Below are 23,025 nucleotides of genomic sequence, written 5' to 3'. Positions count from 1 at the left end.
CCAGTATACTATTACAAATTGAGTAAGATTGAAGTATTAAATACTATACTTATAATAATTCATTACAGACTTTTCCTCAAAACCACAAGCTTTATATAAATTTAGTGCAGTATTGTTTTTGCATTCCACATCCAATTCTATATTATATATATTTTTTCCATTTATTAAGCGTAAAGCTTCCTTTAGTGCTGATTTTCCATAGCCTTTACCTCTGAAATCAGGCAATATTCCAAAACCACATATAAAAGCTGAATTATCACTGTATTCCACTCTAATTTTCCCTATAATTTCTTTCTTTAATTCAACCATATATGTGACCTGGTTTACGATTTCCTCTTCCTCTGGAAAACTCTCACTTTCTTCTGCATCATTAAAAAATAGTGCATTCTGTCTTGCTATTTCCTTCCAGTCAAACTTCTCTGCTTTTCTTAAACTAATAGAATTTATGCTTTCTGAAGAAGCTTTGCTAAGCAACTTCATTCTATACTCTGAAAAGTCATATTTCCCTCCAAAAGCCTTTATAAACTCAACTCCTGAGCGGGATTCACCATCTGATAATAGTAGTAGCTTATTAAACCCTCTATTCTGGCACTCCTCTATTGCAAGTTCAAGGAGCTTTTTAAATAACCCTTTTCTTCTCCAATCCAGGTGAGTTATTCCATTGATTTCACCTATATTACTTCCAAAGCTTGAAATACCAAGGTAGGCCACCAAAACCTCATCTATATAATAAAGAAATTCATTAATGTTTTTTAATCCTATTTCAGAATTTCTACGCATATTTAGCTTATAATCTAACTCTAACTTTAGATTGGTTTTGTCCTTTGAACTGCAAAGTTTCTCAAGTTGACTTATTTCTTTATACTCCTTTTCTGATATATATTTCTTTAAACAAATAGCTTGATTTAATACTTTTTCAGACATTTTAAAATCTCCTTTTTCTGTTATTTAAATATTTCTAGTCTCTAAAAATGGGCAGAAAAATACCGCAGAAAGCAACCTCAAAACTGGTCACTATCTGCGGGCATAAAAAACAGGAACACCTTTAGTGTTACTTGTCCTTAATAGTCAGTATATTATGAAAGGTTATCGATAATTGCGGAAACACAAACAAAGGATACAACAACCCTTGAAATCACATTTTCGCCCATATTTAGTTTTATGAAGCAATCACCTTTACATTAGCTATCATATAACATTTCTCCTTTCATAAGAACATATTGTATTTTACAACAGATCTTTTTATGGGTAAAATTATATCATTACAAGAAATTTATGTCAATTAATAAGCTGAAAAAGATTTTCGTTATGCCCATTACGGAGAACTGTACCATAAATGAAGTAGACTTTTTATAGTAATTATGCTACTACCATATATAACTGCGTATGTAACCAAAACCGGTTTTGATAATAACAATCCCATTATTATCATTGTATAAAAGGATATTTATAAAGAATTATTTGACAATAGTTTGATATAAAACTATAATTAAAATATGGAAACAAAAGATATAATATCGTTAATTTCAAAAGTAAGAGAAAGTGCAAATAGGTTTATTACAAATGAAATGGATAACTGGGGAATAAAAGGGCTTGTACCATCTCACGGTGACATACTTGTTTCACTTCTAAAAATTGAAAAACTAACAATGAAGGAACTTGCAGAGAAGATAGATAAAGATAAGTCAACAGTAACTGCACTTGTAGATAAATTAATAAAGCAAGGATATGTTGAGAAAACAAGAGATATTGAGGATAATCGTGTAGTGTTTGTGACTTTAACTGAAAAAGGTAAAGAGTTAAAGCCTATGTTTAATGCAATATCACAGGAATTATTGTCTATCGTGTACAAAGACATTTCACAAAATGAAAAGGAGGATTTGCTTAAAACTTTAACAAAAATAAAAAATAATTTTTAATTTTTTTAATGAAATAGTTTGACATAAAACTATTTGATGTCATAGCAAAGTATTTTGTTATAAGACTAGATATGCTAAACAGGATTACATTTAGCAGAATTGAATTAAGATAAATAGAGGAGAGATAATATGGAAAAAATAAAAATTCACAGAAATATTGCTAAGTTGAAGAGTATTGACATGTTTTATTTTGATACAAAAAACGAAGGGCCAGCTATTCTTTGCCTTCATGGAAGATGGGGAAGGGCAGAAACCTGGTTTGATTTTATTGAGCACTATGGAAAGCAATACAGAATTATCGCACCAGATCAAAGAGGACACGGATTGAGTAGTAAACCTATAGCGGAATATACCACTGAAGAAATGGCTGGGGATATCATTGAACTATTAAATTTTTTAAAGATAGATTCAGTCATTTTAGTAGGTCATTCCATGGGTGGAGCAGTAGCTGGATATTTAGCAGCGGTATATCCTGAGTACGTAAAAGCAGTAGCCATACTTGACAACTCTGCAGCAGGACCTGCAGAGCCAAGCAAGTTACCGTTGGATAAAAGTCAACTCAGTGATCCTTTGACAAAAGATTGGCCCTTACCATTTGCAACACTAAATGAAGCAATGAATTTTATTAAACAAGCTGCGGATTCAAATTTAGAATATCAATATTTTATGAATAGCTTGGTGGAAACTGTAGAAGGATATCAGATGATGTTCAGTCCTAAGGCTATGGCTATTGGCATTGCACATAAGGAAGATTGGTTTCATCTATTACCAAACATAAAGTGTCTAGTACTGTTAATCAGATCAAAAAGCCACGAAGCAATACCAGACGAAGAATTTATAAAAATGCAATCTCTAATCCAAGATTGCATTGCACATGAAATGTCAAATCCTGATCACAATGTTCATTTGGGAAACACAGAAGAATTTTACAAATATTTTGATGAATTTTTGAAAAGAATATAGACCCTTTCAAGACTTTAGGTGACATGTACATGAATTATGGGTTGCTTTTAATAATAACTATAACTGCTTGTTTACAATAAAAATCTAGTAGGGTTAGTCTAGTACAATAAATAACTAGAAATTGATAGACACTTATTATCAGGATATACTACAATTGTATATATAAGTTAAATAAATTTCAAAGTAGTTATTACTTTTATGGGATGCGTTTGGAAAACTTATATAGTTTCAGATAAGAAAGGGGTATAGTTTTTATGAGAAGATATGTTATTTATGCTTAGCAAGGGCTATAGCATAATAATTAATGGTTAATAATATGAAATAGCCTTTGCTTAATCCTAAGATAATACTTATATTTAGGAGGGCATTATGAGCTATATTAAAGCAACAGATGTGTTGCCAGGAGAATTGTTGGATTTAATTCAGAAATACATTGAAGGTGAATACATTTATATTCCAAGAAAAGAGTGTAACAAGAGGTCTTGGGGAGAAATAACCAAAATCAAAAAAGAAACTAATGCAAGAAATGCAGAAATTTATGAGAAATACAAAAAGGGCGTATCAACGAAAGTTCTATCTGAAATGTATTATTTATCCACAAAAAGTATCCAAAGAATTATTTTGAAAATAAAAAGAGAAAAGCAACAAGTAAATGCGCCATAAGGTAGAAGCTTAATGGCGCATTTTTATTTCAGAAAAATGGTGTAGGTTGATGCACTGATATATCGGATGATATCATTTGAATAGAGTTAAGGCTGGTTATAACAGGAGGAAAAATGATGGACGGGATAAAAAATATGAAAATTGAAACAAGCAGGTTAATTATTAGACCATATATGGAAGATGACTTAATTGATTGTTTCCGATTAATGCAAGATAAGGAACTATTTAAATATTTGGATATGGATGTTATGTCCTTTGAAGAATATAAGGGATTATTTAATTGGTTAATTGATTCATACAATAAAGGATTTGATGAAGATTTTAAATACTCCTTCAATATTACGTTAAAGGAAAGTGGCGCTCATATTGGATGGTGCGGTGTAGGTGTAAGTAATTGCTTGCCTCACTATAAGGAAATCTACTATTTGATAGGAAGGGACCATTGGGGAAAAGGGTACGCCAAAGAAGCAACTGTAGCTTTGCTTGAATATAGTTTTAATACTATAGGTCTAAATGAAATTGCAGCTCTTTGCAAACTCGAAAATATTGCATCCAAAAAAGTTATTGAGAATATGGGACTTAAATACCGATATATGGTAGAAGGGCTTCCTGAGGAGCTAGACTTTTATAACGGAGAACCATTTTTTTCACTTACAAAAGATGAGTATATAAAACACAGTATATAAATAGAGGTGAAGACTACCTGAAAAAGATTTTGAGAGGATGACGGCAATGGAAGAAGTATTGATTAATTGTAACAAATATACTTTTATAAAGGAATTTAAGGACAACACATTGCTTAGAAATAGCTATAATGCATTAACACAAAAAACATATGGATTTGATTTTGAACAGTGGTACCAAGGTGGATATTGGGGAAGCGGCTATAAGCCGTATTCACTACTGGAGGGCGAAAATATTGTCGCCAACGTTTCGGCTAGCATTGTTGATTGTTTGGTTTTAGGAGAATCTAAAAGATATATACAAATAGGAACGGTAATGACTGATTCTGCATACCGAAATCAGGGACTAGCTAGGTATCTTATGAAAAAGGTCATAGAAGAATGGAAGAATAAATGTGACATGATATATTTATTTGCTAATAATAGTGTATTAAATTTTTATCCTAAATTCGGTTTTACAGCTGCGAATGAATATAAATATTCTAAAACAATTACAAAGGATAATGAAGTTATAGTTGCAGAAAAGTTAGATGTGCCTTTAGATAATAACAGAGAGTTGGTTGAGGAAAGAGTTGCTAATTCAATTTCAATATCAAGGCTAACAATGCTGAAAAATGTGGGATTGATAATGTTTTATTGTACTTCATTCATGAGGGATAAAGTTTACTACTTAAGAGAACAGGATGTGATTGTAATTGCCGAATTTAAAGGTGATACATTATACCTTCAGGATATATTTTCGCTATCAGAGGTTGATTTAGATAATATTATTAAGTCACTTACAAATAAAGAAATAAAAACAGTAGTTTTAGGATTTACACCTAATGATGTAGATGGCTATTATGTAAATTTATTGCAAGAGGATAATACAACTTTATTTGTCATGAAGGATAAATCAGACTTATTCCGAGATAATAAATTAATGTTTCCTATATTGTCTCACGCATAATGAGCATTATTCTTGGTAGTCAATAAAAAATTTATATCAGAAGATTTGTATAGAACTCACTAAATTTATTTATGGACTAGTGAACAAGAGTAAAATATTATGAAGCAAAGATTATTATATAAGCAGGGGAGAGGAACAATATGAGAATAGAAACAGAGCGTATAATAATTCGAGATTTTGAGCGAAAAGATGCAGAAAACCTTTATCGGATTGTAAGAGAGAAAAACATTTTTCGATTTATGCCTGATTGGGCAGAAAATAATGATTCGCCACAAGCCTTTTGGGGATATATTGATTGGCACCAAACTCAAAAAAATTCAACAGATGTTTATGAGAATAAAAGATATGCAATTGCCTTACCTGATACAGATGAGATGATTGGAATGGTAGGCATGGGGCTTGAAGATACAGTAAACGAAGTTGAAGTAGCCTATTTTATGTCGGAAAAATATCAGAGGAAGGGATACACAAAAGAAGCTGTAAATGCTTTAGTGGATTGGTGCTTCAATGTGTCAGATATAAAGTATCTTATATTGACCATTGATTGTGCAAATATTCCTTCTTGTCACCTTGCAGAGAAATGCGGTTTTGAACTATTTGAAAAACGGACACCAATTGGACATAAACAACCCAATATGGAAAGTGATAGTTATTTCTACTATAGAAGATACAGAAATTTAGCATAACCATTAGCATATTTATTACGCAACTTCTTATCTGATTGAGGAAACTCCAGCTATTTTTGTCTTCGCCGATAAAGAAATGGTCATGAGGATTATCCAAAATTTAACTCGCAAATGTGTTCAACACTGTAATGGGAATATAGAGGTACGGTTACTACTGGCTATGGAAAATGCGGTTATATCTTTCAGAAATCCTGTGAAAAGTACTTTTGAAATTGATGTGAAACGGATTTTTGACCGTTTCTATACCGGTGATAAAGCAAGGAGCAATAATACGGGGTTGGGATTGTCTACCGTAAGGCTGCTTGCTGAACAGATGGGTGGCAGTGCAGGCGCGTCATTGCAGAATGGATTGATTGATATTCAAGTGAGGCTGCCATTGTACAATAAGGAACTATAATTAAATGAACCAATTGAAGAATTACAGCAGATGTTGAAAATGTGGAAAATAATGAGGAAACTAAATTCAATGTATTTGAGGAAAAATATTATGATAATAAGAATAAATGAATTAACGCTAGTATTACTTTATCTTAGTTTGCTTGAATATGCCTTAAGTATAGAAACGATAAATTTTATAACATCTACTTACCACCAATCATATAATAAATTGAAGTATGTAAAAGGTGGTAAGCTGGTTGATTATACATGTTGTAAGGCCGGGAGAGTCCCTCTACTCTATTTCTCGTTTATATAAAGTTTCTCCTAATAAAATAGCTGCAGATAACGAACTAAATAACCCTAATAGACTAGTAATCGGTCAGACTTTGGTAATTCTTGAAGGAACAAGAAGACATACTGTAGCTCCCAACGAAAGCTTGTATACAATAGCAGCTGCTTATGGGTTAACCGTTAATGAATTGCTTGCTGCAAATCCTCAAATAACTAATGCTGTTTTGATATATCCAGGACAAATACTCAATATACCATCTAGAACAAGGAAGTTTGGGACTATTGAAGTAAATGGATATGCTTTTCCAAATATAAGTATGGAGGTTTTGAAAAAGACCTTGTCTAGTTTGACATATCTAAGTATATTCAGTCATGAGGTAAAGGAAGATGGTTCCCTCAGTGAGATTAATGACACTCCTTTAATTGAAGCAGCAAGGCAGGCTAAAGTGGCGCCTCTTATGGTTATAAGTAATCTTTTGCCAGGAGGTGGATTTAGCAGTGATCTGGCACGTAGGATTTTGTCAAGTGAACAGCTGCAGGATACACTGCTTAATAATGTTATTGCAACATTAAAGGCAAAAAATTACTACGGATTAGATATCGATTTTGAGTATATATATCCGGAAGACAGGGAACTATATAATAATTTTCTCAGGAAGGCTGTGCAAAAATTAAAGCCTTTAGGGTATTTAGTTACAACTGCATTGGCTCCTAAAATATCAGCTAATCAACAGGGGATTTTATATCAGGGACATGACTACCCTGTTCATGGGCAATTGGTATCTCATGTCATACTGATGACTTATGAATGGGGATACACTTATGGGCCTCCAATGGCAGTAGCACCTATTAATTCTGTTAGAAGAGTTTTAGATTATGCTGTTACTGCTATACCTAGGGATAAAATATTAATGGGCATACCAAACTATGGATACGATTGGACACTTCCCTATGAGAGAGGCACTGGAGCAACTACTGTTTCTAATGTAGGTGCAGTTGATCTTGCAGCGAGAGTAGGTGCAGAAATAAAATATGATAGGTTGTCTCAAGCTCCATACTTTAATTATTATGCTAGTAATGGAAGAGAGCATGTAGTTTGGTTTGAGGATGCCAGAAGTATCAGAGCAAAGCTTCAATTAGCTAATGAGTTTAGGCTTGCAGGTGTAAGCTATTGGACCATAGGACGATACTTTCCTCAGAATTGGCTGGTTTTAAATTCTTTGTACAATGTTAAAAAGGTTATTTGAGCTAAATAACCTTTTTCGCATGTAATTAGAATATGATGCTCTTTTTATCTGTTTTTTTATAAGTCAACTACTAGAAATTTTACATAACTATCTACAGTTTATCATATCTAGGGATTGTAGTTAAGTACTATTCATTTCCAAACTATAGGGGATATGAGAATTCTTTACCTTAAGTTAAAGATTATTATAAAATAATATGATATGATAAATATTGTAATTTATTGAGTTAGAAGGGAGAGAAAAAAACGAAATTATTAGAAAAAGTAAATAAAATTCCTGCAGGAACAATGATTGTACCACTATTTGTAGCTGCTATTTTAAATACATTTTGCCCTTCAGTTTTGAGAATAGGAAGTTATAGCCAAGCTTTAATCTCTAATGATGGATTAAGAGTGATGATGTTTTTGACATTACTCTTTACAGGGACCCAAATGAGAGTTAGTGACATACCTGAATCTTTAAAACGTGGAGGAAGCCATGTATTATTTAAGTACTTGGCAGGTGCTGGAGTCTATCTTCTCATATTGCATTATTTCGGATATAAAGGAATATTTGGGACATGCAGTTTGGCGATTTTATGCGCTTTAACAAATAACAATAGCAGTCTGTATATGGGACTAGTACAAAGCTACGGAGATCACGCAGATCTTGTGGCAAGACCAATATTTAATTTTAATTCCGGTCCTATGTTATCTCTATTAACTATTGGAATTTCAGGAAATAATGGAGTTGGATGGCAAGAATATGTAACTATTTTATTGCCTCTATGTATTGGTATCATATTATCTACTATTGATAACCAAATTAAAATAGTAACAAAACATGGAATTGCAATAATACTACCGGTTATGGGCTTTATTCTAGGGTCAAATATTGATCTTTCGAAAATTATAGTTTCAGGCTTTGGTGGAATATTCCTCTTTATTATGGTACTGGTTGTAACCGGACCAGTTGCGCTTATTGTGGATAGAGTTTTGTTAAAAAGGCCAGGTTATGGTGGTATGGCCACTGTATCTGTTGCTGGTAATACAGTGGCAGTTCCGACAATGATTGGACAATTAGTGCCAAATTTTAGTAGCTATGTAAAGCTAGCAACTGTACAAATATCTTGTGCGGCTGTTTTATCAGCCATTTTGTGTCCATTTATTGTACATTGGTTTGCAAAACGTTTTGGATGTCCAAAATATGAAGAAAACTTTGGCAAAAGTAAAATAGAAATGGAGGCTTAATCGTAATCGTATAAGCCTCCATTGCTTATAGTATTATTTTTTATATAAGAGTTTTGACCTCTTGTTTTTGCTATATTTACTGCATTATTTTCACTAATTCAGAATTTGGGATTATCAAAATCCGTAGATAAAAATATACCTTGGAATGAATACACTGAAAAAGAATTGCAATTGGATGAAGCATTTATAAAGGATTATAAATCAGAAGAGGATGAAAATAATGAAGGAAGCAATATTTGAATTGAAAATTTCTTCAGTATATAATAAAAATGTAAAAATTAATCTAGGGTATAAATTAAGATAATAACAAGTTAATATATACCTCAGACATGTTTAGGAGTTGATTGAATGGAATACACAGAAATCGATAAGACAAATCTTAAAAAATTGTCTACAGTTGCATTGGGAACTTGGGCCATTGGTGGATCTGATTGGGGTGGTACTGATGTTAAACAATCCATTTCCACAATTCACCATGCTTTAGACTTAGGGATTAATGTGATAGATACTGCTCCAGCCTACGGTAGAGGGGAATCAGAAAAAATAGTTGGAGAAGCCATTAAAAATATATCGCGAGATTCTTTTTATATAGCTACTAAAGTTGGATTAGACTGGTCCAAAGGAGATGGTCTGGTTTATCGTAATAACACCAAAGAAAATATTCTCAAGGAAATAGATGACTCCTTGCGACGTCTTCAAACAGATTACATTGATATTTATCAAATTCATTGGCCAGATCCACTTACACCTATTGAAGAGACTGCAATGACAATGAAAAGTCTTCTTGATGCAGGAAAAATTCGTGCCATTGGTGTCAGTAATTTTAGCGTTGAACAAATTGAAACATTTAAGAAATTTGCACCTGTTCACACAGTTCAACCACCTTATAATATTTTTGAACAGGATTTCAAGAATGAATTATTACCTTATGTTAAAAATGAAAATATGACAGCCTTATATTATGGCAGCATTTGCCGTGGTTTGCTTAGCGGGCGGATGACAGCTGATAGTAAATTTAATGGTGATGATTTACGTAATGCCGATCCAAAATTTCAACCTGATCGTTTCCCTAGTTATATTAATGCTGTAGAGGCTCTAGACAAATGGGCAAAAGAAAGCTATGGAAAATCTATTATTAGCCTAGCCATTCGTTGGCTTATTGATCAGCCTATTTCTGGTATTGCACTATGGGGTGCTCGTCGTCCTGAACAATTGAATGCCGTTGAAGGCGTTGGCGGTTGGAGATTGACAGAAGAAGATTATAAAACTATTGAATCAATTGTAAATAAATATGTAAAAGAACCTGTTGGGCCTGAATTTATGGCTCCCCCTGTACGTACATTATAATGATGAAGTAGAGATTGAAAAATTGTTATACCTAATGATGAAGTTATAGAAATTCATTTCATACCTAGACTAAATAAATACGAGGTATTTAAAAGTTTTAAAGAGAAATTGGATGACACCTTGTTTATAAAGTCTAAAAATAATTTGTTAAAAGAAGTGATCTTTCCTATGACATCTCATACATAAAAATATTCAAGTTTTATAAAGAAGTAGGTATTAACTTGCTTTATATAATGAACTGTGTTATGCTTAGTAAGAACTTAAATTAATAGTTAATAATGGAACACAAATATATTTCAATTAGTACTTAATAAATATAGTATGTTGATATCGAGATTTTATTAGTGAGTTATTGCCATGAGTTTAAGAATAATAAAATTTCGGAGGTATACATTTATATGAATGGTACAGTAAAATGGTTTAATGGAGAAAAAGGATTTGGATTTATTACAGGAGAAGATGGAAAAGATGTTTTTGCACATTTTTCTCAAATAAATTCAGATGGTTACAAATCACTTGAAGAAGGTCAAAAAGTTTCTTATGACGTGGTTAAAGGACCAAAAGGACCTCAAGCAGAAAATATTACTATTATCTAATTGATGAATATTTTACCCCTTGAATAGTTATCCTATTTGAGGGGTTTTTCAGTTGTCTATAATTAGATTTTAAGACAAGACAAAAGTATTGACTAAGATAAAAAATAATAAACAGGGCGGCCCGTTTGATTAGATGCAATAAGGCATAAAATTGGCAGTCACTTATAAAGGAGAAAAATGTTATTTGAAAATTTAAATATTATTGACCCTATTTTGAAAGCTTTAAAAAGCGAAGGGTACACTAGTCCCACGCCTATACAGGAACAATCTATTCCAGCTATACTTGAGGGAAATGATTTGGAGGGATGTGCCCAGACAGGTACCGGAAAAACAGCAGCTTTTGCTATACCTACATTGCAGCTTCTTTATAGTAAAAAAAGAGCTGAAAAGGGACCTTTAAGCATTACAGCCTTAGTATTAGCTCCAACTAGAGAATTGGCTATCCAGATTGGAGAAAGCTTTACTTCCTATGGAAAATATACGGGGCTAAAGAATACTACTATTTTTGGCGGAGTTTCACAAAAATCTCAGACAGATGCATTAAAGGCAGGAGTAGATATTTTAATTGCAACACCCGGCAGGCTGCTAGATTTAATGCAACAAAAATATGTAAGTTTAGAGCATATAAAGTTTTTTGTGCTTGATGAGGCAGATCGAATGCTTGATATGGGGCTCGGACATGATGTGAAAAGAATTATAGCAAAACTTCCTAAGAACAGGCAGACAATGTTATTCTCTGCTACTATGCCTCAGGGAATTTCGAAATTAATAGATTCTATTCTCATAAAGCCAGTAAAGGTAGAAGTGACTCCTGTTTCATCTACTATTGATACTATTAAGCAGGCAGTGTATTTTGTTGAAAAAAGAAACAAGAAGTCTTTGCTTATTCACCTGCTGAAGGATAAAGCTTTTGAATCTGTTCTTGTATTTTCTCGAACAAAACATGGTGCAAATAAAATAACCGGGGACCTTATTAAAGTGGGAATAAAGGCTCAAGCTATTCATGGGAATAAGTCACAGAGTGCAAGACAACTTGCTTTAAGTAATTTCAAGGAAAAGAAAATAAGAGTTTTAGTAGCAACGGATATAGCTGCAAGGGGTATTGACGTAGAAAAATTGTCTCACGTAATAAACTTTGACTTACCGGATGTACCAGAAACCTATGTTCATAGAATCGGACGTACAGGAAGAGCTGGAGCAGAAGGTGCTGCACTTTCATTTTGTGATCCTGAAGAAAGAGAAGCTCTAAGAAATATTGAAAAAGTTATATCAAAGTCAATACCGGTAATTGAAGATCATCCTTATCTTATGAGTAATTCAAGTACAGTTATAAGAACTTCAGGTGAAGTAAAAAATAAGGATCTTAGAAAGAAAGTATATGACGGAAAAAAATGCCAGAACAATTATTTTAGGAAAGCTAAAAAGAGCAGCTAATAAAATGTTAGTTTAATGTATTAAAAACCATAGTATTCTTTTAAGGTAAGTTTACCAAAGAAGGGCTATGGTTTTAATTTTATTTTATTATAATTAGTCTCCCGCCTATAAAGGAGAGGATAATTCCGCATATTAAATTAAAACAAACTAAATATAAAAATGTTTGCTTATATATAGACAAATATATAGTTTTCATATACAATACAAATTAAGAATAGAATGCATTAATATTGAAAGGAATAAAATTTTATGGATATAAAAGCAAATGAATTATTTTGGGGAGCTACAATAGATGAACTAAAAAGTGGTTTCGCGGAAGAAGATGGAGAATACAAATGTATAATTTGTGAAGAGATATTCCAAAAGGGGCGTATATATGAAATAAATTCAGAATTATATGATGCAGGGAAAGCAGCAGAACTTCACATAGAAGAAAGGCATGGTTCCATGCTTCAATATTTATTAGAAATGAATTCTACTTTTACAGGATTATCTGACATTCAGAAAAAATTATTAAACTTAATAGCAGAGGGGTTATCGGATAAAGAAGTCGCTGGAAAACTTGGAGTTGCTCAATCAACTATTAGAAATCATCGTTATAAGCTGAGAGAAAAAGAAAAGCAGGCAAAATTATTTTTAGCATTGATGGATTTACTCTCAAAGAATACAAATAAAAAGATTAATAAATTAGATAAAGAAGTTATGTGCGATGCCCATAAGACAGCAACTACCCTAGATGACAGATATAATATCACTGATAAGGAAAAAGTTGATGTTATTAAAACCTATATTGATGAAAATGGAGCATTAATAAATTATCCAGCTAGAGAAAAGAAGAAAATCATAGTATTACAGGAAATAGTGAAGAATTTTTCTAAAGGTAAGATTTATTCCGAAAAAGAAATTAATAGAATTTTAAAGAGAATATATGAAGATTATGCAACTATAAGAAGAGCTTTAATTGAATATGGATTTATTGAAAGAACAAATGATTGTAGTAACTATTGGGTAAAGGAATAAATTAATGTGGTTAAAGGATTGTGTATGGCATGATAAAAAATTATTTGGAATTAAGTAAAATTGAAGCAGAGAAACTAATTGAATTTATAAATAGAAATGTAGAAAATAAATTATCCTTTGAAGAGATGGATAATTTATTTAAATCTGAGGAATACGATTTTGGCGGAGGAGTTATTTTAAAAATCAATGAAGAATACATTGTTGGGAAGGCACTAATAATATTAAAAGAATGCAGTAAAAAGGGAATAGCCTATGTAGTTAATTTGGATATAAATGAAGAGATAGAGAATAAAAAAATAGCTGCAGGTGAAATAATAGAGGAAGTCAAAAATATTGCTAAAGAATATGGAGCACGGGAAATATTTTTAGGAGCAAGAGATAATAGAATAATTAGAATTTTAAATTCTCTAAACTTAAATAAGCAATATTCGGCAATAAAAATGACTTTAGAGGATAGAAAAATCAAATATTCTTCTCTAAAGCTAGTTACATTATCAGATAATAATAAAAAAGAGTATTTAGCGATTTATAATGATTCATTTAAGGAAGTTCCAAATGGGACAACGCTAACAGAAAGAGAAATTGATGATTATATAAATAAAGCATATGAAAATAAATACTACTTCATAGTTTTAATAAATAATGCTATGGCGGGTTTTTTGCAGTTTAATATTAAAGATGGTGTAGGTGAATTTGATTTAGGATTAATTAAGGCTGCCAGAGGGAAAGGATACGGAAAGCAGCTTTTAGAAACCGCTATTAATTTTCTTGATTCAAAGGGAATAACAGAAATTAGCTTGACTGTTATCACAAAAAATACGTTGGCTTACAATATGTATAAGAAAAGAGGATTTAAAGAAAATAAATTGATTAGCCATTGGTTTGTACTTGATTATGAATAAATGACTAGACTTTGTGAACTTGGAACTGTATGATAAACTATATTATGAATGACGTGGACTTTTTAGCTTTTGCTATAAAATAATTATTTTGAAAAGCTTTAACTATACTCGATTAAACTTTAGTAAAGATAATAAAGCTTCAAGAGTTAGGATACCTGTCCATTCAACTTTAGAAACTTCCCATTCTTTTAAATATCTACCCCATTGCCAGGTTGGAAATATCTTACCGTATTCTTCAAGCTTGTTTACTAAATAATCTAAGTTTTCATTTATAAATTTTTCTTCAATTCCAAAATAATTTTCAGAATTAAATTCTATAAACTTTAATGGAGTGGGTACGTAATTTATCCATTCAGATTCCTTTGTGTTAACTAATTGGGAAACAGCCAATTTTAGTGTGTTTTCAATTTGGATAGCAAATTCTTTTTCTATAGTACTATACATGCGAATATAACAAAATATTTCATGTTCTGAGTTAAATTCTTTATGTTCATTCAGTTTATTTATAGAGTAATTTATTAATGAATAAATATCTAGATTGTTAAGGTACTTTTTATATTTATAAAGATATCCTATTAATTCTGCTGAAGGATTTCCCCATGAGTAATCAATAACTGTCATATTAATATCATCTTTAAATTCCCACCAAGGTGCATGAGGATACTGGTTAACATTGCATGGGACACTATACCAACCATGCCTATTAATATCAAAAGTTGTCTCTAGATATTTAACAGCTCTAGCTATCATAGTTTGTGCTCTGGCACTATTAGCTAAAATATTTAAATATCTTAAACCAATTGATGTTGCCATAGGAGAGGAATGCACAAGTTTAAAATCAGGTTCTATACCTCTACCAAATCCTCCATCTGAATTTTGATATGTTTCTAATGAATCCAATATATCATCATCATTTGAGTCATTAAAATAATAATTGAATATAGATCTTTCCAGTGGTCTAGCTTCTTCATTCATATATCTATTTAATCCATCAAAAAGAGTTTTTGATAGTTTTTTCATGTTTAAACCCTCCAACTATTAGTGAACTTTTAACATATTGTTTTTATGTAGTTTATATAAGAGATTATACCATATTTTGCTATAAGCCTAGTACACAAAATGACGTACATAAACCCTTTAATACTAGATTATTTTGTTTTTGAAGTACAATTTTATTTATGATGAAGTAACAAATTGGATTTGATGAAATATTGCATGGAATTTTATATTGTCATGGAAGTATATTAAAATAGGCATAAAAAGGATGCTATTTACTACACCCTTTTTATACATAAAGTTTTTATTTAACTGGTATATATACGTCAAATTCTCCATTATCCATAAATCTTGTGTCATATAACTCAAATTGAGGTCTATAATCCACCTCATATTCTGAGTCTGGAAGCCATTTGGTAAATATATTATTATAAAAATCACCTAAGTCTTTTATAGCTCCTTCATAAGTATATACAAGGTACTTACCATCTGGAACAACCCCTGTTTCCATACCTTCTGGTACATCCTGAAAGCTATCTACCTCTGCACAAGCGGTATAGTGGAATCTACCTTCTGAATCCATTTCATCATCACAGATACCATAACACAGCATAGATTCACTTTTTTGTTTTATGTCTTTGTAGCGGTTATTAAATACCTCCCAAAGCTTTGGAATTTCTCCATTGCTATTATTTCCAAAATAGGTGATACCTACAGTCTTAAAGCTTTCTACGCTTACTAATTTTCCATCCATAATTAATTATCTCCCTTCAATTTATTTTAGGCATGTGAAGATAAATAGTAAGTCAAAGATGCCACATATATTTTGCATCATACAAGGAAAAGGGTTCTGAAGATAGTGGTGCTATCAGAGCGTTCTGTTAACGTAGTATGATGTAAAATAGACGACTAGCATACTGACTTTTTATTTATTTGAATATGCCTTATATGTTAATTATATCAAGCAATCCCTGACAACATTATGTCAGGGATTTATTCTAGTTTATATAGATTTAAAATTTTATTAGCTTTTTTCAATACATATTCCCTAAGTTCTGTAGGTTCTAAAACTTCTATTCTGTCACTGAAAGGAAAAATTATATTGCAGGCGGTTTCAAAGCTTATCATATCAATATCATAAATCCATTGGTCTGCAAGTTTTATGGAAGATTGTACATTAAAGCCTTGAAGAAGTTTATTCTTTTCCTCATAAAATTTAAGCTTAACAACATATGCAGCAGGATCTATTTTAAGAGCTGCTTGTTTTACAAATTGCTGTTTATTTTTACTCCAGAATTCTTCCAGTTGAAAGTTTTCAGGCATGCTGAAACTTTCATCAAGTACTTCTATATTTATAATCCTGCTGCACTTAAAAATTCTAATTTCCTTTTTTACTTCACAAAAAGCTGCTACATACCACTGAGAATCTTTTACTACCACACCATAAGGTCTTATAATCCTCTCTGATACTTCGCCATAATATTTTTTGTAGAACACCTTTAACTTTTTTAAATTCAGTACTGATTTTTTTATTACATCTACATTATTATTTTGCAGCTTCTTTCCCCACCAAGGATCTGAATCAATAAAGAATCTTTCCTTAGCTTTAATAATTTCTTTTCTATGTTCTTCTGATAAACTGTTTTCAAGCTTAATAATAGTATTTTTTAATTGCTGTGCTGTTTCTGTATTTTTTTCTGGTTTGATACCCATACTTGAAAGTAAAATATTAAAGACATCTCCTGTCTCTAACATATTTGAATTGATTTTATAGCCTTCCATAAAGGAAAAACCACCATTAGGACCTGAAGTTGAAGTAATAGGAATACCTGCTTCACACAATATATCAATATCTCTGTATATGGTTCTTTCTGAGGTCTCAAGTAATTTAGATAAATTCCCTGCCTTCATTATCCCACGTGAATCAAGCAGCATAATAATTCCTAAAAGCCTGTGAAGTCTCATGAACGCACACTCCTATATCAATGAATCTTACTTGGTAGGGGTTTGTACTCCCACCAAGTTTAGATGAATTATCCAGGGACGTGTCGCTGTTATCTCCAACTCTTTAGAAGATGGAGTATTACAGCGACTAGTCATGGGATAAATAATTAACAGTAAATTTTTCTAGATAATTTTAGTATTAGTTTTGGATAGTAGATTAACTACTTCTTCATGAGGAGCAGCTTCGGTAACTACTGTATCAATATCGTATAAAGTGGCAAATTTAAAAGTTCCATCAATATAAAATTTACTGTTTTCCATAACTAAAAAGGTTTGTTTACTCATATTAATAATAGTTTTTTTAGTATTGCCATCTTCTACATCAAAAGTGGTAATACTTTTATCAAGTATATTAACTCCACAACTTCCTATAAAACATTTAGTTGGCTTATAGTTAGATATGATTTCCATAGTCATGGAGCCTGTAAATCCGTCTAAGTCTTTGTTTAATACTCCACCTGTACATATGACATTAATATTGTTGTCTGATTTACCTAATACTGAAACAATGTCAACCATATTAGTGACTACGGTTAATTTTTTCTTACTCTTTGCAAGCTCATCTGCTAGTAATATGTTTGTGGAGGATATATCCAAAAAAATAGTTTCATTTTCATTAATTATATCCACTGCTTTTCTAGCTATAATTTGTTTTGAAGGTACGTTAACTGTCCTTCTCATTTTAATAGCTTCATTTAGAGCAGATTTTCTTATGGGAACAGCACCGCCATAAGTTCGTTCAAGAAGACTTTTTTCTTCTAATAGCTTCAGATCTTTTCTAATACAATCTTCTGTAACGTTGAATTTATCACTTAAGTCTTTTACTACCAGTTTACCCTCTCTATGTAAAATTTCAAGTATTTTATCATGTCTTTCTTGTGCAAACAATTTTTATCCACTCTCCATCAAAATTAGAATATAAATTTTATTATTAAATTATATCATAAATATAAAGTAATAAAAAATAATAATACTCAATACTATAATTTGCAGTTAAAAATTTATTATTGAGAAATAGTTATATTAGACATGTGAAAATAAATAGTAAGTCAAAGATGGGTCGTATGTTTTGAATCATATAAGGAGATTCTAATTATAGTGATGCTATCTGAAGGTTTTGTTGACGTAGTAGGATACAAAATAGACTAGCATACTGACTAGTTTTTTTACTAAATAAGTGTTGAATTTTTGACAAATTAAGCATACAATACAAATGAAGAGTAAATAATAAAAAATAATAAAGAATAATAATGGGAGGGTAGAAGAGTGAAGGGAAGAATTGAAAAATTAAAAGGCCAATTATTTGAGCATAAAAGAGAAATTTCCTTGGAAAGAGCTCTATTATATACGGAAAGCCATAAGCAGACTGAAGGTGAAGCTGTAATTGTAAGAAGAGCAAAGGCCACAGCACATATTCTCGATAATATTAAAATTTCAATACGTGAAGATGAATTAATTGCTGGTAATAGAACCATTAAACCAAGAAGCGGTATAATTTCTCCTGAGATGGATCCCTATTGGATATATGAAGAATTGGATACTATTCACTGCAGACCTCAAGATTCATTTTATATAAGTGAGGAAGATAAGAAAATATATAAGGAACAGTTATATACCTATTGGCAAGGTAAGTCTATGAAGGACTTTATAAATTCTAAAATTAGCAGCAGTGTAAAGGCAGCTGTAAAAGAAGCTGTAATTAAGCTTAACCAGACAGATAAGGGACAAGGACATATAATTATGGACTTTGAAGGTTTGCTGAAAAATGGTATAGAGGCTGTGCTATTAAAGGTTAGAAGAGAATCCTCACAGTTTCCTCATAATAATTTTTATAAGGCAGCCATAATAGTACTTGCTGCCGCTGAAAGACATATAATGAGATATTACAGCTTAGCACTAAGCAAGACAGAAAATGAAGAAAACGGTTTACGGAAGACAGAACTTTTTGAAATTGCTAGAATTTCTAAAAAAGTTGCTTTTGAAAAGCCAGAAAGTTTTCAGGAAGCGCTGCAGCTTCTATGGTATGTAAGTATAATAGCTCAGTATGAATCTAATGCAAGTTCATTATCCTTAGGGCGATTTGATCAATACATGAATAGGTTCTATACACAGGATCTAGATAAGGGTATTTCCAAGGATAAACTTAGAGAAATACTTGAGTGCTTTTGGGTAAAGACAAATGATGTGGTACTGATAAGAAGTGCTTCCAGTGCCAAATATTTTGCAGGATTTCCAACGGGTTATACCATAGCTTTAGGAGGCCTATTAAAAAATGGTCGTTCTGCTGTAAATGATTTATCTTACCTTTGCCTGGATACTTATCATGATATACTTCTTCCGCAACCCAATTTAGCTGTAAGAATAAATGAATTTACAGAAAGAGATTTCTTAAATAAAACTGTAGAGACTATAAAGCTTGGCACTGGTATTCCACAGGTATTTAATGATGAGGTGATTATTCCGGGTTTTCTAAACAGAGGAGTTTCACTAGAGGATGCCAGAGACTATAGTATTGTAGGCTGTGTAGAGTTATCTATACCGGGAAAAACTTATGGGCTGCACGACATAGCTTTGTTTAATCTTCTAAAGATAATGGAAATAACACTAAAGGAAAATGTAGACAGGGAAAATATAAGCTTTGAGAATATATTGAAGCTAATAGAGGAAAAGGTGGATAGATATGTAAAACTCGTAGTAGAAGGCTCAAATATAGTTGATATAGGCCATAGAGAATATTCTCCTGTGCCCTTGCTCTCCTGCTTTATAGACAATTGTATTGAAAATGGCAAGGATATAACCCATGGAGGAGCAAAATATAATTTTTCTGGTGTTCAGGGGATAGGTATAGCAAACCTTAGCGATTCGTTATATTCACTTAAGAAGAGTGTATTTGAAGAAAAAAGGATAAGTTTTAAAAATCTTGTTAATGCACTTAATAATAATTTCCAAGGGCAAGAATATGAAAAGCTTAGGGTAAGACTCATAAATAAATATGATAAATACGGAAATGACAATGATGAGGTTGATTATTTGAGTTCAGATATTTTAAGGCATTTTGAAGTGACTATAGAAAAATATGAAAACCCAAGAAATGGCTTCTTTACTCCAGGAGCATACACAGTATCTGCTCATGTGCCACTAGGAGCGGCAGTAGGGGCTACCCCGGATGGAAGGAGAGATGGGGAGCAATTGGCAGATGGTGGGTTATCACCTATGGTGGGCAGGGATAAATTAGGACCTACTGCTATATTAAAGAGCGTAAGCAAGCTGGATAATTATTTGACCTCCAATGGTAGTCTGCTAAATGTGAAATTTAGTCCAAAGACCTTGGAAGGAGATGAAGGTGTAAATAAGATGGTGAATTATCTCTTAGCCTTTATGAAGCTGAAACCTCAGCATATACAATTCAATGTTGTATCAGCAGATACTCTAAAAAAAGCTCAAAAGTACCCGGCAAATTATAAAGGACTTGTGGTTAGAGTGGCTGGCTACAGTGCTTTCTTTGTAGAACTTAGCACTGAGATCCAAGATGATATTATTGCACGAACAGAACATTTATTATAGGATGTGTTAAGCATGAAGGGATTAGTTTTTAACATACAGAGGTATTCACTGCATGATGGACTGGGCATTAGAACTGTTGTATTCCTAAAAGGCTGTCCTCTGCATTGCCCGTGGTGTTGTAATCCAGAATCTCAAAGTTTTGAAATAGAAAAGGTTAAAATAAATAATTTATGTATTCACTGTAAAAAGTGCAGCCATGATGTCAGTGAATGCCCAACCGGGGCAATTGTGGAATTTGGCAGGTATATGACTGTGGAAGAAGTTGTTGCTGAGATTAAAAAGGATATGATATTTTATAATACTTCAGGTGGAGGGGCAACTATTTCAGGAGGAGAGGCCTCAGCACAGCCTCAGTTTACACTGGAGCTTTTAAAAAGCTTAAAGAAGTGTGGAATTAATACAGCTATAGAAACCTGTGGTCAGGCGTCAATGAATAATTTACTGGAAGTGTCAAAGTATCTGGATTTCATTCTATTTGATTTAAAGATAATGGATAAAACTCGGGCTAAAAAATTGCTTGGAGCAGATATAGAATTAATTAAAAGTAATATTAGGATTTTAGTGGAAAAGGGTACAAAGGTTATTCCTAGAATTCCACTGATTCCAGAATACACTATGGATAGTGAAAATATTGAAAGAATCGTTAAGTTTGTAAAGGAGTTAGGTTTAAAGGAGGTGCATATATTGCGATTTCATCAATATGGCAGCAATAAATATGAGTATATAGGAAAGAAATATGAATTAAAAGCTATAAAACCACCATCTGAAGACAAAATAGAAAAAATAAAGTCTCAAATGGAGGAAGAAGGATTGAAAATAGTTGTTGGCGGGTTATAATAAAATAATATTAATCTCAACAAGATAAAAACCTCGTTACTCCATTTACGGTTATGGTGTAGTGAGGTTTTTTGGTTACGAGAGGTTATATTAAGCTTATTATTTGTACGATAAATATGATTTTTATCAATTTTAATCTATACTGCTAAGAGATACTTTTTCTAAGTCTCTGCTGGAAATATAGGCTGCTTCAATTACCTTTTGAGCTTTTAATGCATCCTTAAAAGTTGGGGTGATTGAGTTTTGTTTATTAAAAAATAGTTCATTGGCAAAATTCACTAGAGAAGCCATATGGCAGTCCTGATGAAAGCCAAAGGAATTTCTTTCTCCAGGATAATTTTGCAGTATGTGCTTTCTGCCTTGGGCACTTTTAATTTCAACTGAGTTTCTATCATAGTTATATATGTCTATTGTGTAGGGGCTGTTGGAATTCATCTTTATGCTGCCCTTACTGCCATATATAGTAAAAGTAGTAGGCTCTTCTAGATCAGCAAAGATTCTTGAAACTTCTAAGCTTCCTTCCAAACCATTTTCCAGTGAAAAGCTGCAATGTGCTATTTCATCTACTTCTGTTCTTTCTTTAAAGAAGATTTTAGTTTTAGCATTGACAGATTCAATATTTCCAAGAGTGAAATGTATAACATCAATAAGATGAACACCTAAATCCAGTAAGGCACCTCCACCTGAACCTGGATTGGTTCTCCAGCTCCCTTTTTTATTAGGATTGAGATAGCTTTTATGAAAAAGATTTATTTTAAAATCTATGATTTCTCCTATAAGGTTTTCTTCCACAGCTTCCTTAATCAATCTTACTGCGGGCATGAAACGATACATAAGTGCAGTAGCATTTCTAACTCCACTTGCTTCTACAGCGCTAGATATCTCAAGTGCATCTTTGTAAATAGAGGCTAAAGGTTTTTCACAGTATATGGACTTATTATATTTAAGTGCTTTTAATACAATATCCTTATGACTGTCATTGGGGGTACATATATCAACAAAATGTATATCTGGATCTTTTAAAACATCTTCTAATGATATTGCATTGATACTGCCAGGAACTGTATATGAAAGGGGGGTTTGTGTTACTACATTTTTTAAGTTTAAATTAAAGGGTAAGCCTAGAGCTAAGTTTGCTATGTAAGTACCTATGGCATGGGTTTTTGCTATTCCGCCAAAGCCTACAATAGCATAATTTATATTGGGGATATTATCATAAATTTTATTAGAAATGGCATTATTGCACATATTATCACCTCCGTTAAATTATATCATGGAAAACGATAACAAACAATAATGACAAGGTTTGATAATAGA

General features: G+C 32.1%; 22 protein-coding genes and 1 pseudogene. 17 read left to right on the top strand and 6 right to left on the bottom strand.

Annotated features, from left to right (window positions below; genetic code table 11):
- Positions 1-36: 36 nt before the first annotated feature.
- On the bottom strand, positions 37-924 hold the full coding sequence (locus CLOPA_RS22455; RefSeq protein ID WP_015617710.1) for a GNAT family N-acetyltransferase: 888 nt from the start codon (positions 922-924) through the stop codon (positions 37-39).
- A 572-nt stretch (positions 925-1,496) separates the two neighbouring features.
- Between CLOPA_RS22455 and CLOPA_RS22450 the strand changes: the two genes are divergently transcribed.
- The 15 genes and pseudogenes from CLOPA_RS22450 to CLOPA_RS22385 all read left to right on the top strand — a co-directional run bounded on the left by CLOPA_RS22450 (position 1,497) and on the right by CLOPA_RS22385 (position 14,307).
- Entirely contained in the window at positions 1,497-1,919 is a 423-nt protein-coding gene (locus tag CLOPA_RS22450) for a MarR family winged helix-turn-helix transcriptional regulator (protein ID WP_015617709.1), read from the top strand.
- Positions 1,920-2,048: 129 nt separating this feature from the next.
- The gene (locus tag CLOPA_RS22445) at positions 2,049-2,882 is read left to right on the top strand and encodes an alpha/beta fold hydrolase (protein ID WP_015617708.1); all 834 of its coding nucleotides are present in this window, start codon (positions 2,049-2,051) and stop codon (positions 2,880-2,882) included.
- Positions 2,883-3,251: 369 nt separating this feature from the next.
- A complete protein-coding gene (locus tag CLOPA_RS22440; protein ID WP_015617707.1) occupies positions 3,252-3,545 on the top strand; it encodes a CD3324 family protein in 294 nt (97 codons plus the stop codon).
- A 113-nt stretch (positions 3,546-3,658) separates the two neighbouring features.
- A complete protein-coding gene (locus tag CLOPA_RS22435) occupies positions 3,659-4,231 on the top strand; it encodes a GNAT family N-acetyltransferase (RefSeq protein WP_242834245.1) in 573 nt (190 codons plus the stop codon).
- A 46-nt stretch (positions 4,232-4,277) separates the two neighbouring features.
- Positions 4,278-5,177 carry a GNAT family N-acetyltransferase gene (locus CLOPA_RS22430; protein ID WP_015617705.1) on the top strand — a complete coding sequence of 300 codons (900 nt, stop codon included), beginning with the start codon at positions 4,278-4,280 and terminating at the stop codon, positions 5,175-5,177.
- Between the two features lie 140 nt (positions 5,178-5,317).
- A complete protein-coding gene (locus CLOPA_RS22425) occupies positions 5,318-5,863 on the top strand; it encodes a GNAT family N-acetyltransferase (RefSeq protein WP_015617704.1) in 546 nt (181 codons plus the stop codon).
- A gap of 76 nt (positions 5,864-5,939) precedes the next feature.
- Complete coding sequence (locus tag CLOPA_RS22420) at positions 5,940-6,260, top strand: ATP-binding protein (RefSeq protein ID WP_051115679.1); 321 nt, start codon at positions 5,940-5,942, stop codon at positions 6,258-6,260.
- Between the two features lie 238 nt (positions 6,261-6,498).
- Entirely contained in the window at positions 6,499-7,779 is a 1,281-nt protein-coding gene (locus CLOPA_RS22415; RefSeq protein ID WP_015617702.1) for a LysM peptidoglycan-binding domain-containing protein, read from the top strand.
- Positions 7,780-8,030: 251 nt separating this feature from the next.
- Positions 8,031-9,008, top strand: a pseudogene (locus tag CLOPA_RS22410) (2-keto-3-deoxygluconate permease); the annotation flags it as partial.
- Between the two features lie 105 nt (positions 9,009-9,113).
- Positions 9,114-9,248, top strand: a complete 135-nt coding sequence (locus tag CLOPA_RS26590) for a hypothetical protein (protein ID WP_278246015.1) — start codon at positions 9,114-9,116, stop codon at positions 9,246-9,248.
- 108 nt (positions 9,249-9,356) lie between these two features.
- Complete coding sequence (locus CLOPA_RS22405) at positions 9,357-10,355, top strand: aldo/keto reductase (protein ID WP_015617700.1); 999 nt, start codon at positions 9,357-9,359, stop codon at positions 10,353-10,355.
- A 398-nt stretch (positions 10,356-10,753) separates the two neighbouring features.
- Positions 10,754-10,951, top strand: a complete 198-nt coding sequence (locus CLOPA_RS22400; protein ID WP_015617699.1) for a cold-shock protein — start codon at positions 10,754-10,756, stop codon at positions 10,949-10,951.
- Positions 10,952-11,128: 177 nt separating this feature from the next.
- Positions 11,129-12,385, top strand: a complete 1,257-nt coding sequence (locus tag CLOPA_RS22395) for a DEAD/DEAH box helicase (RefSeq protein ID WP_015617698.1) — start codon at positions 11,129-11,131, stop codon at positions 12,383-12,385.
- 249 nt (positions 12,386-12,634) lie between these two features.
- The gene (locus CLOPA_RS22390; RefSeq protein ID WP_015617697.1) at positions 12,635-13,405 is read left to right on the top strand and encodes a DUF2087 domain-containing protein; all 771 of its coding nucleotides are present in this window, start codon (positions 12,635-12,637) and stop codon (positions 13,403-13,405) included.
- A 29-nt stretch (positions 13,406-13,434) separates the two neighbouring features.
- Positions 13,435-14,307: a GNAT family N-acetyltransferase gene (locus CLOPA_RS22385; RefSeq protein WP_015617696.1), complete on the top strand. Its 873-nt coding sequence runs from the start codon at positions 13,435-13,437 to the stop codon at positions 14,305-14,307.
- A 102-nt stretch (positions 14,308-14,409) separates the two neighbouring features.
- On the opposite strand, the gene CLOPA_RS22380 is transcribed toward CLOPA_RS22385, so the two are convergent.
- The 4 genes from CLOPA_RS22380 to CLOPA_RS22365 all read right to left on the bottom strand — a co-directional run bounded on the left by CLOPA_RS22380 (position 14,410) and on the right by CLOPA_RS22365 (position 18,195).
- A complete protein-coding gene (locus tag CLOPA_RS22380; RefSeq protein ID WP_015617695.1) occupies positions 14,410-15,327 on the bottom strand; it encodes a hypothetical protein in 918 nt (305 codons plus the stop codon).
- A gap of 280 nt (positions 15,328-15,607) precedes the next feature.
- Entirely contained in the window at positions 15,608-16,057 is a 450-nt protein-coding gene (locus CLOPA_RS22375; protein ID WP_015617694.1) for a GyrI-like domain-containing protein, read from the bottom strand.
- Positions 16,058-16,296: 239 nt separating this feature from the next.
- Positions 16,297-17,268 (bottom strand): helix-turn-helix transcriptional regulator, encoded by a 972-nt coding sequence (locus CLOPA_RS22370; protein WP_015617693.1) that lies wholly within the window; start codon positions 17,266-17,268, stop codon positions 16,297-16,299.
- A 162-nt stretch (positions 17,269-17,430) separates the two neighbouring features.
- On the bottom strand, positions 17,431-18,195 hold the full coding sequence (locus CLOPA_RS22365) for a DeoR/GlpR family DNA-binding transcription regulator (RefSeq protein ID WP_015617692.1): 765 nt from the start codon (positions 18,193-18,195) through the stop codon (positions 17,431-17,433).
- Between the two features lie 378 nt (positions 18,196-18,573).
- Here CLOPA_RS22365 and CLOPA_RS22360 point away from each other — a divergent pair, with 378 nt between their 5' ends.
- Together CLOPA_RS22360 and CLOPA_RS22355 are read left to right on the top strand one after the other, a co-directional pair.
- Positions 18,574-20,871 (top strand): formate C-acetyltransferase, encoded by a 2,298-nt coding sequence (locus tag CLOPA_RS22360; RefSeq protein WP_015617691.1) that lies wholly within the window; start codon positions 18,574-18,576, stop codon positions 20,869-20,871.
- A gap of 12 nt (positions 20,872-20,883) precedes the next feature.
- Positions 20,884-21,708 (top strand): [formate-C-acetyltransferase]-activating enzyme, encoded by an 825-nt coding sequence (locus CLOPA_RS22355; RefSeq protein WP_015617690.1) that lies wholly within the window; start codon positions 20,884-20,886, stop codon positions 21,706-21,708.
- Between the two features lie 132 nt (positions 21,709-21,840).
- On the opposite strand, the gene CLOPA_RS22350 is transcribed toward CLOPA_RS22355, so the two are convergent.
- Positions 21,841-22,956 (bottom strand): Gfo/Idh/MocA family protein, encoded by a 1,116-nt coding sequence (locus CLOPA_RS22350; RefSeq protein WP_015617689.1) that lies wholly within the window; start codon positions 22,954-22,956, stop codon positions 21,841-21,843.
- Between the last annotated feature and the right edge of the window lie 69 nt (positions 22,957-23,025).

Source organism: Clostridium pasteurianum BC1, assembly GCF_000389635.1.
GTDB classification, from domain to species: domain Bacteria; phylum Bacillota; class Clostridia; order Clostridiales; family Clostridiaceae; genus Clostridium_I; species Clostridium_I pasteurianum_A.
Note: the sequence above shows the minus strand (reverse complement) of the source record. Positions and strands in the feature narration are given on the sequence as shown.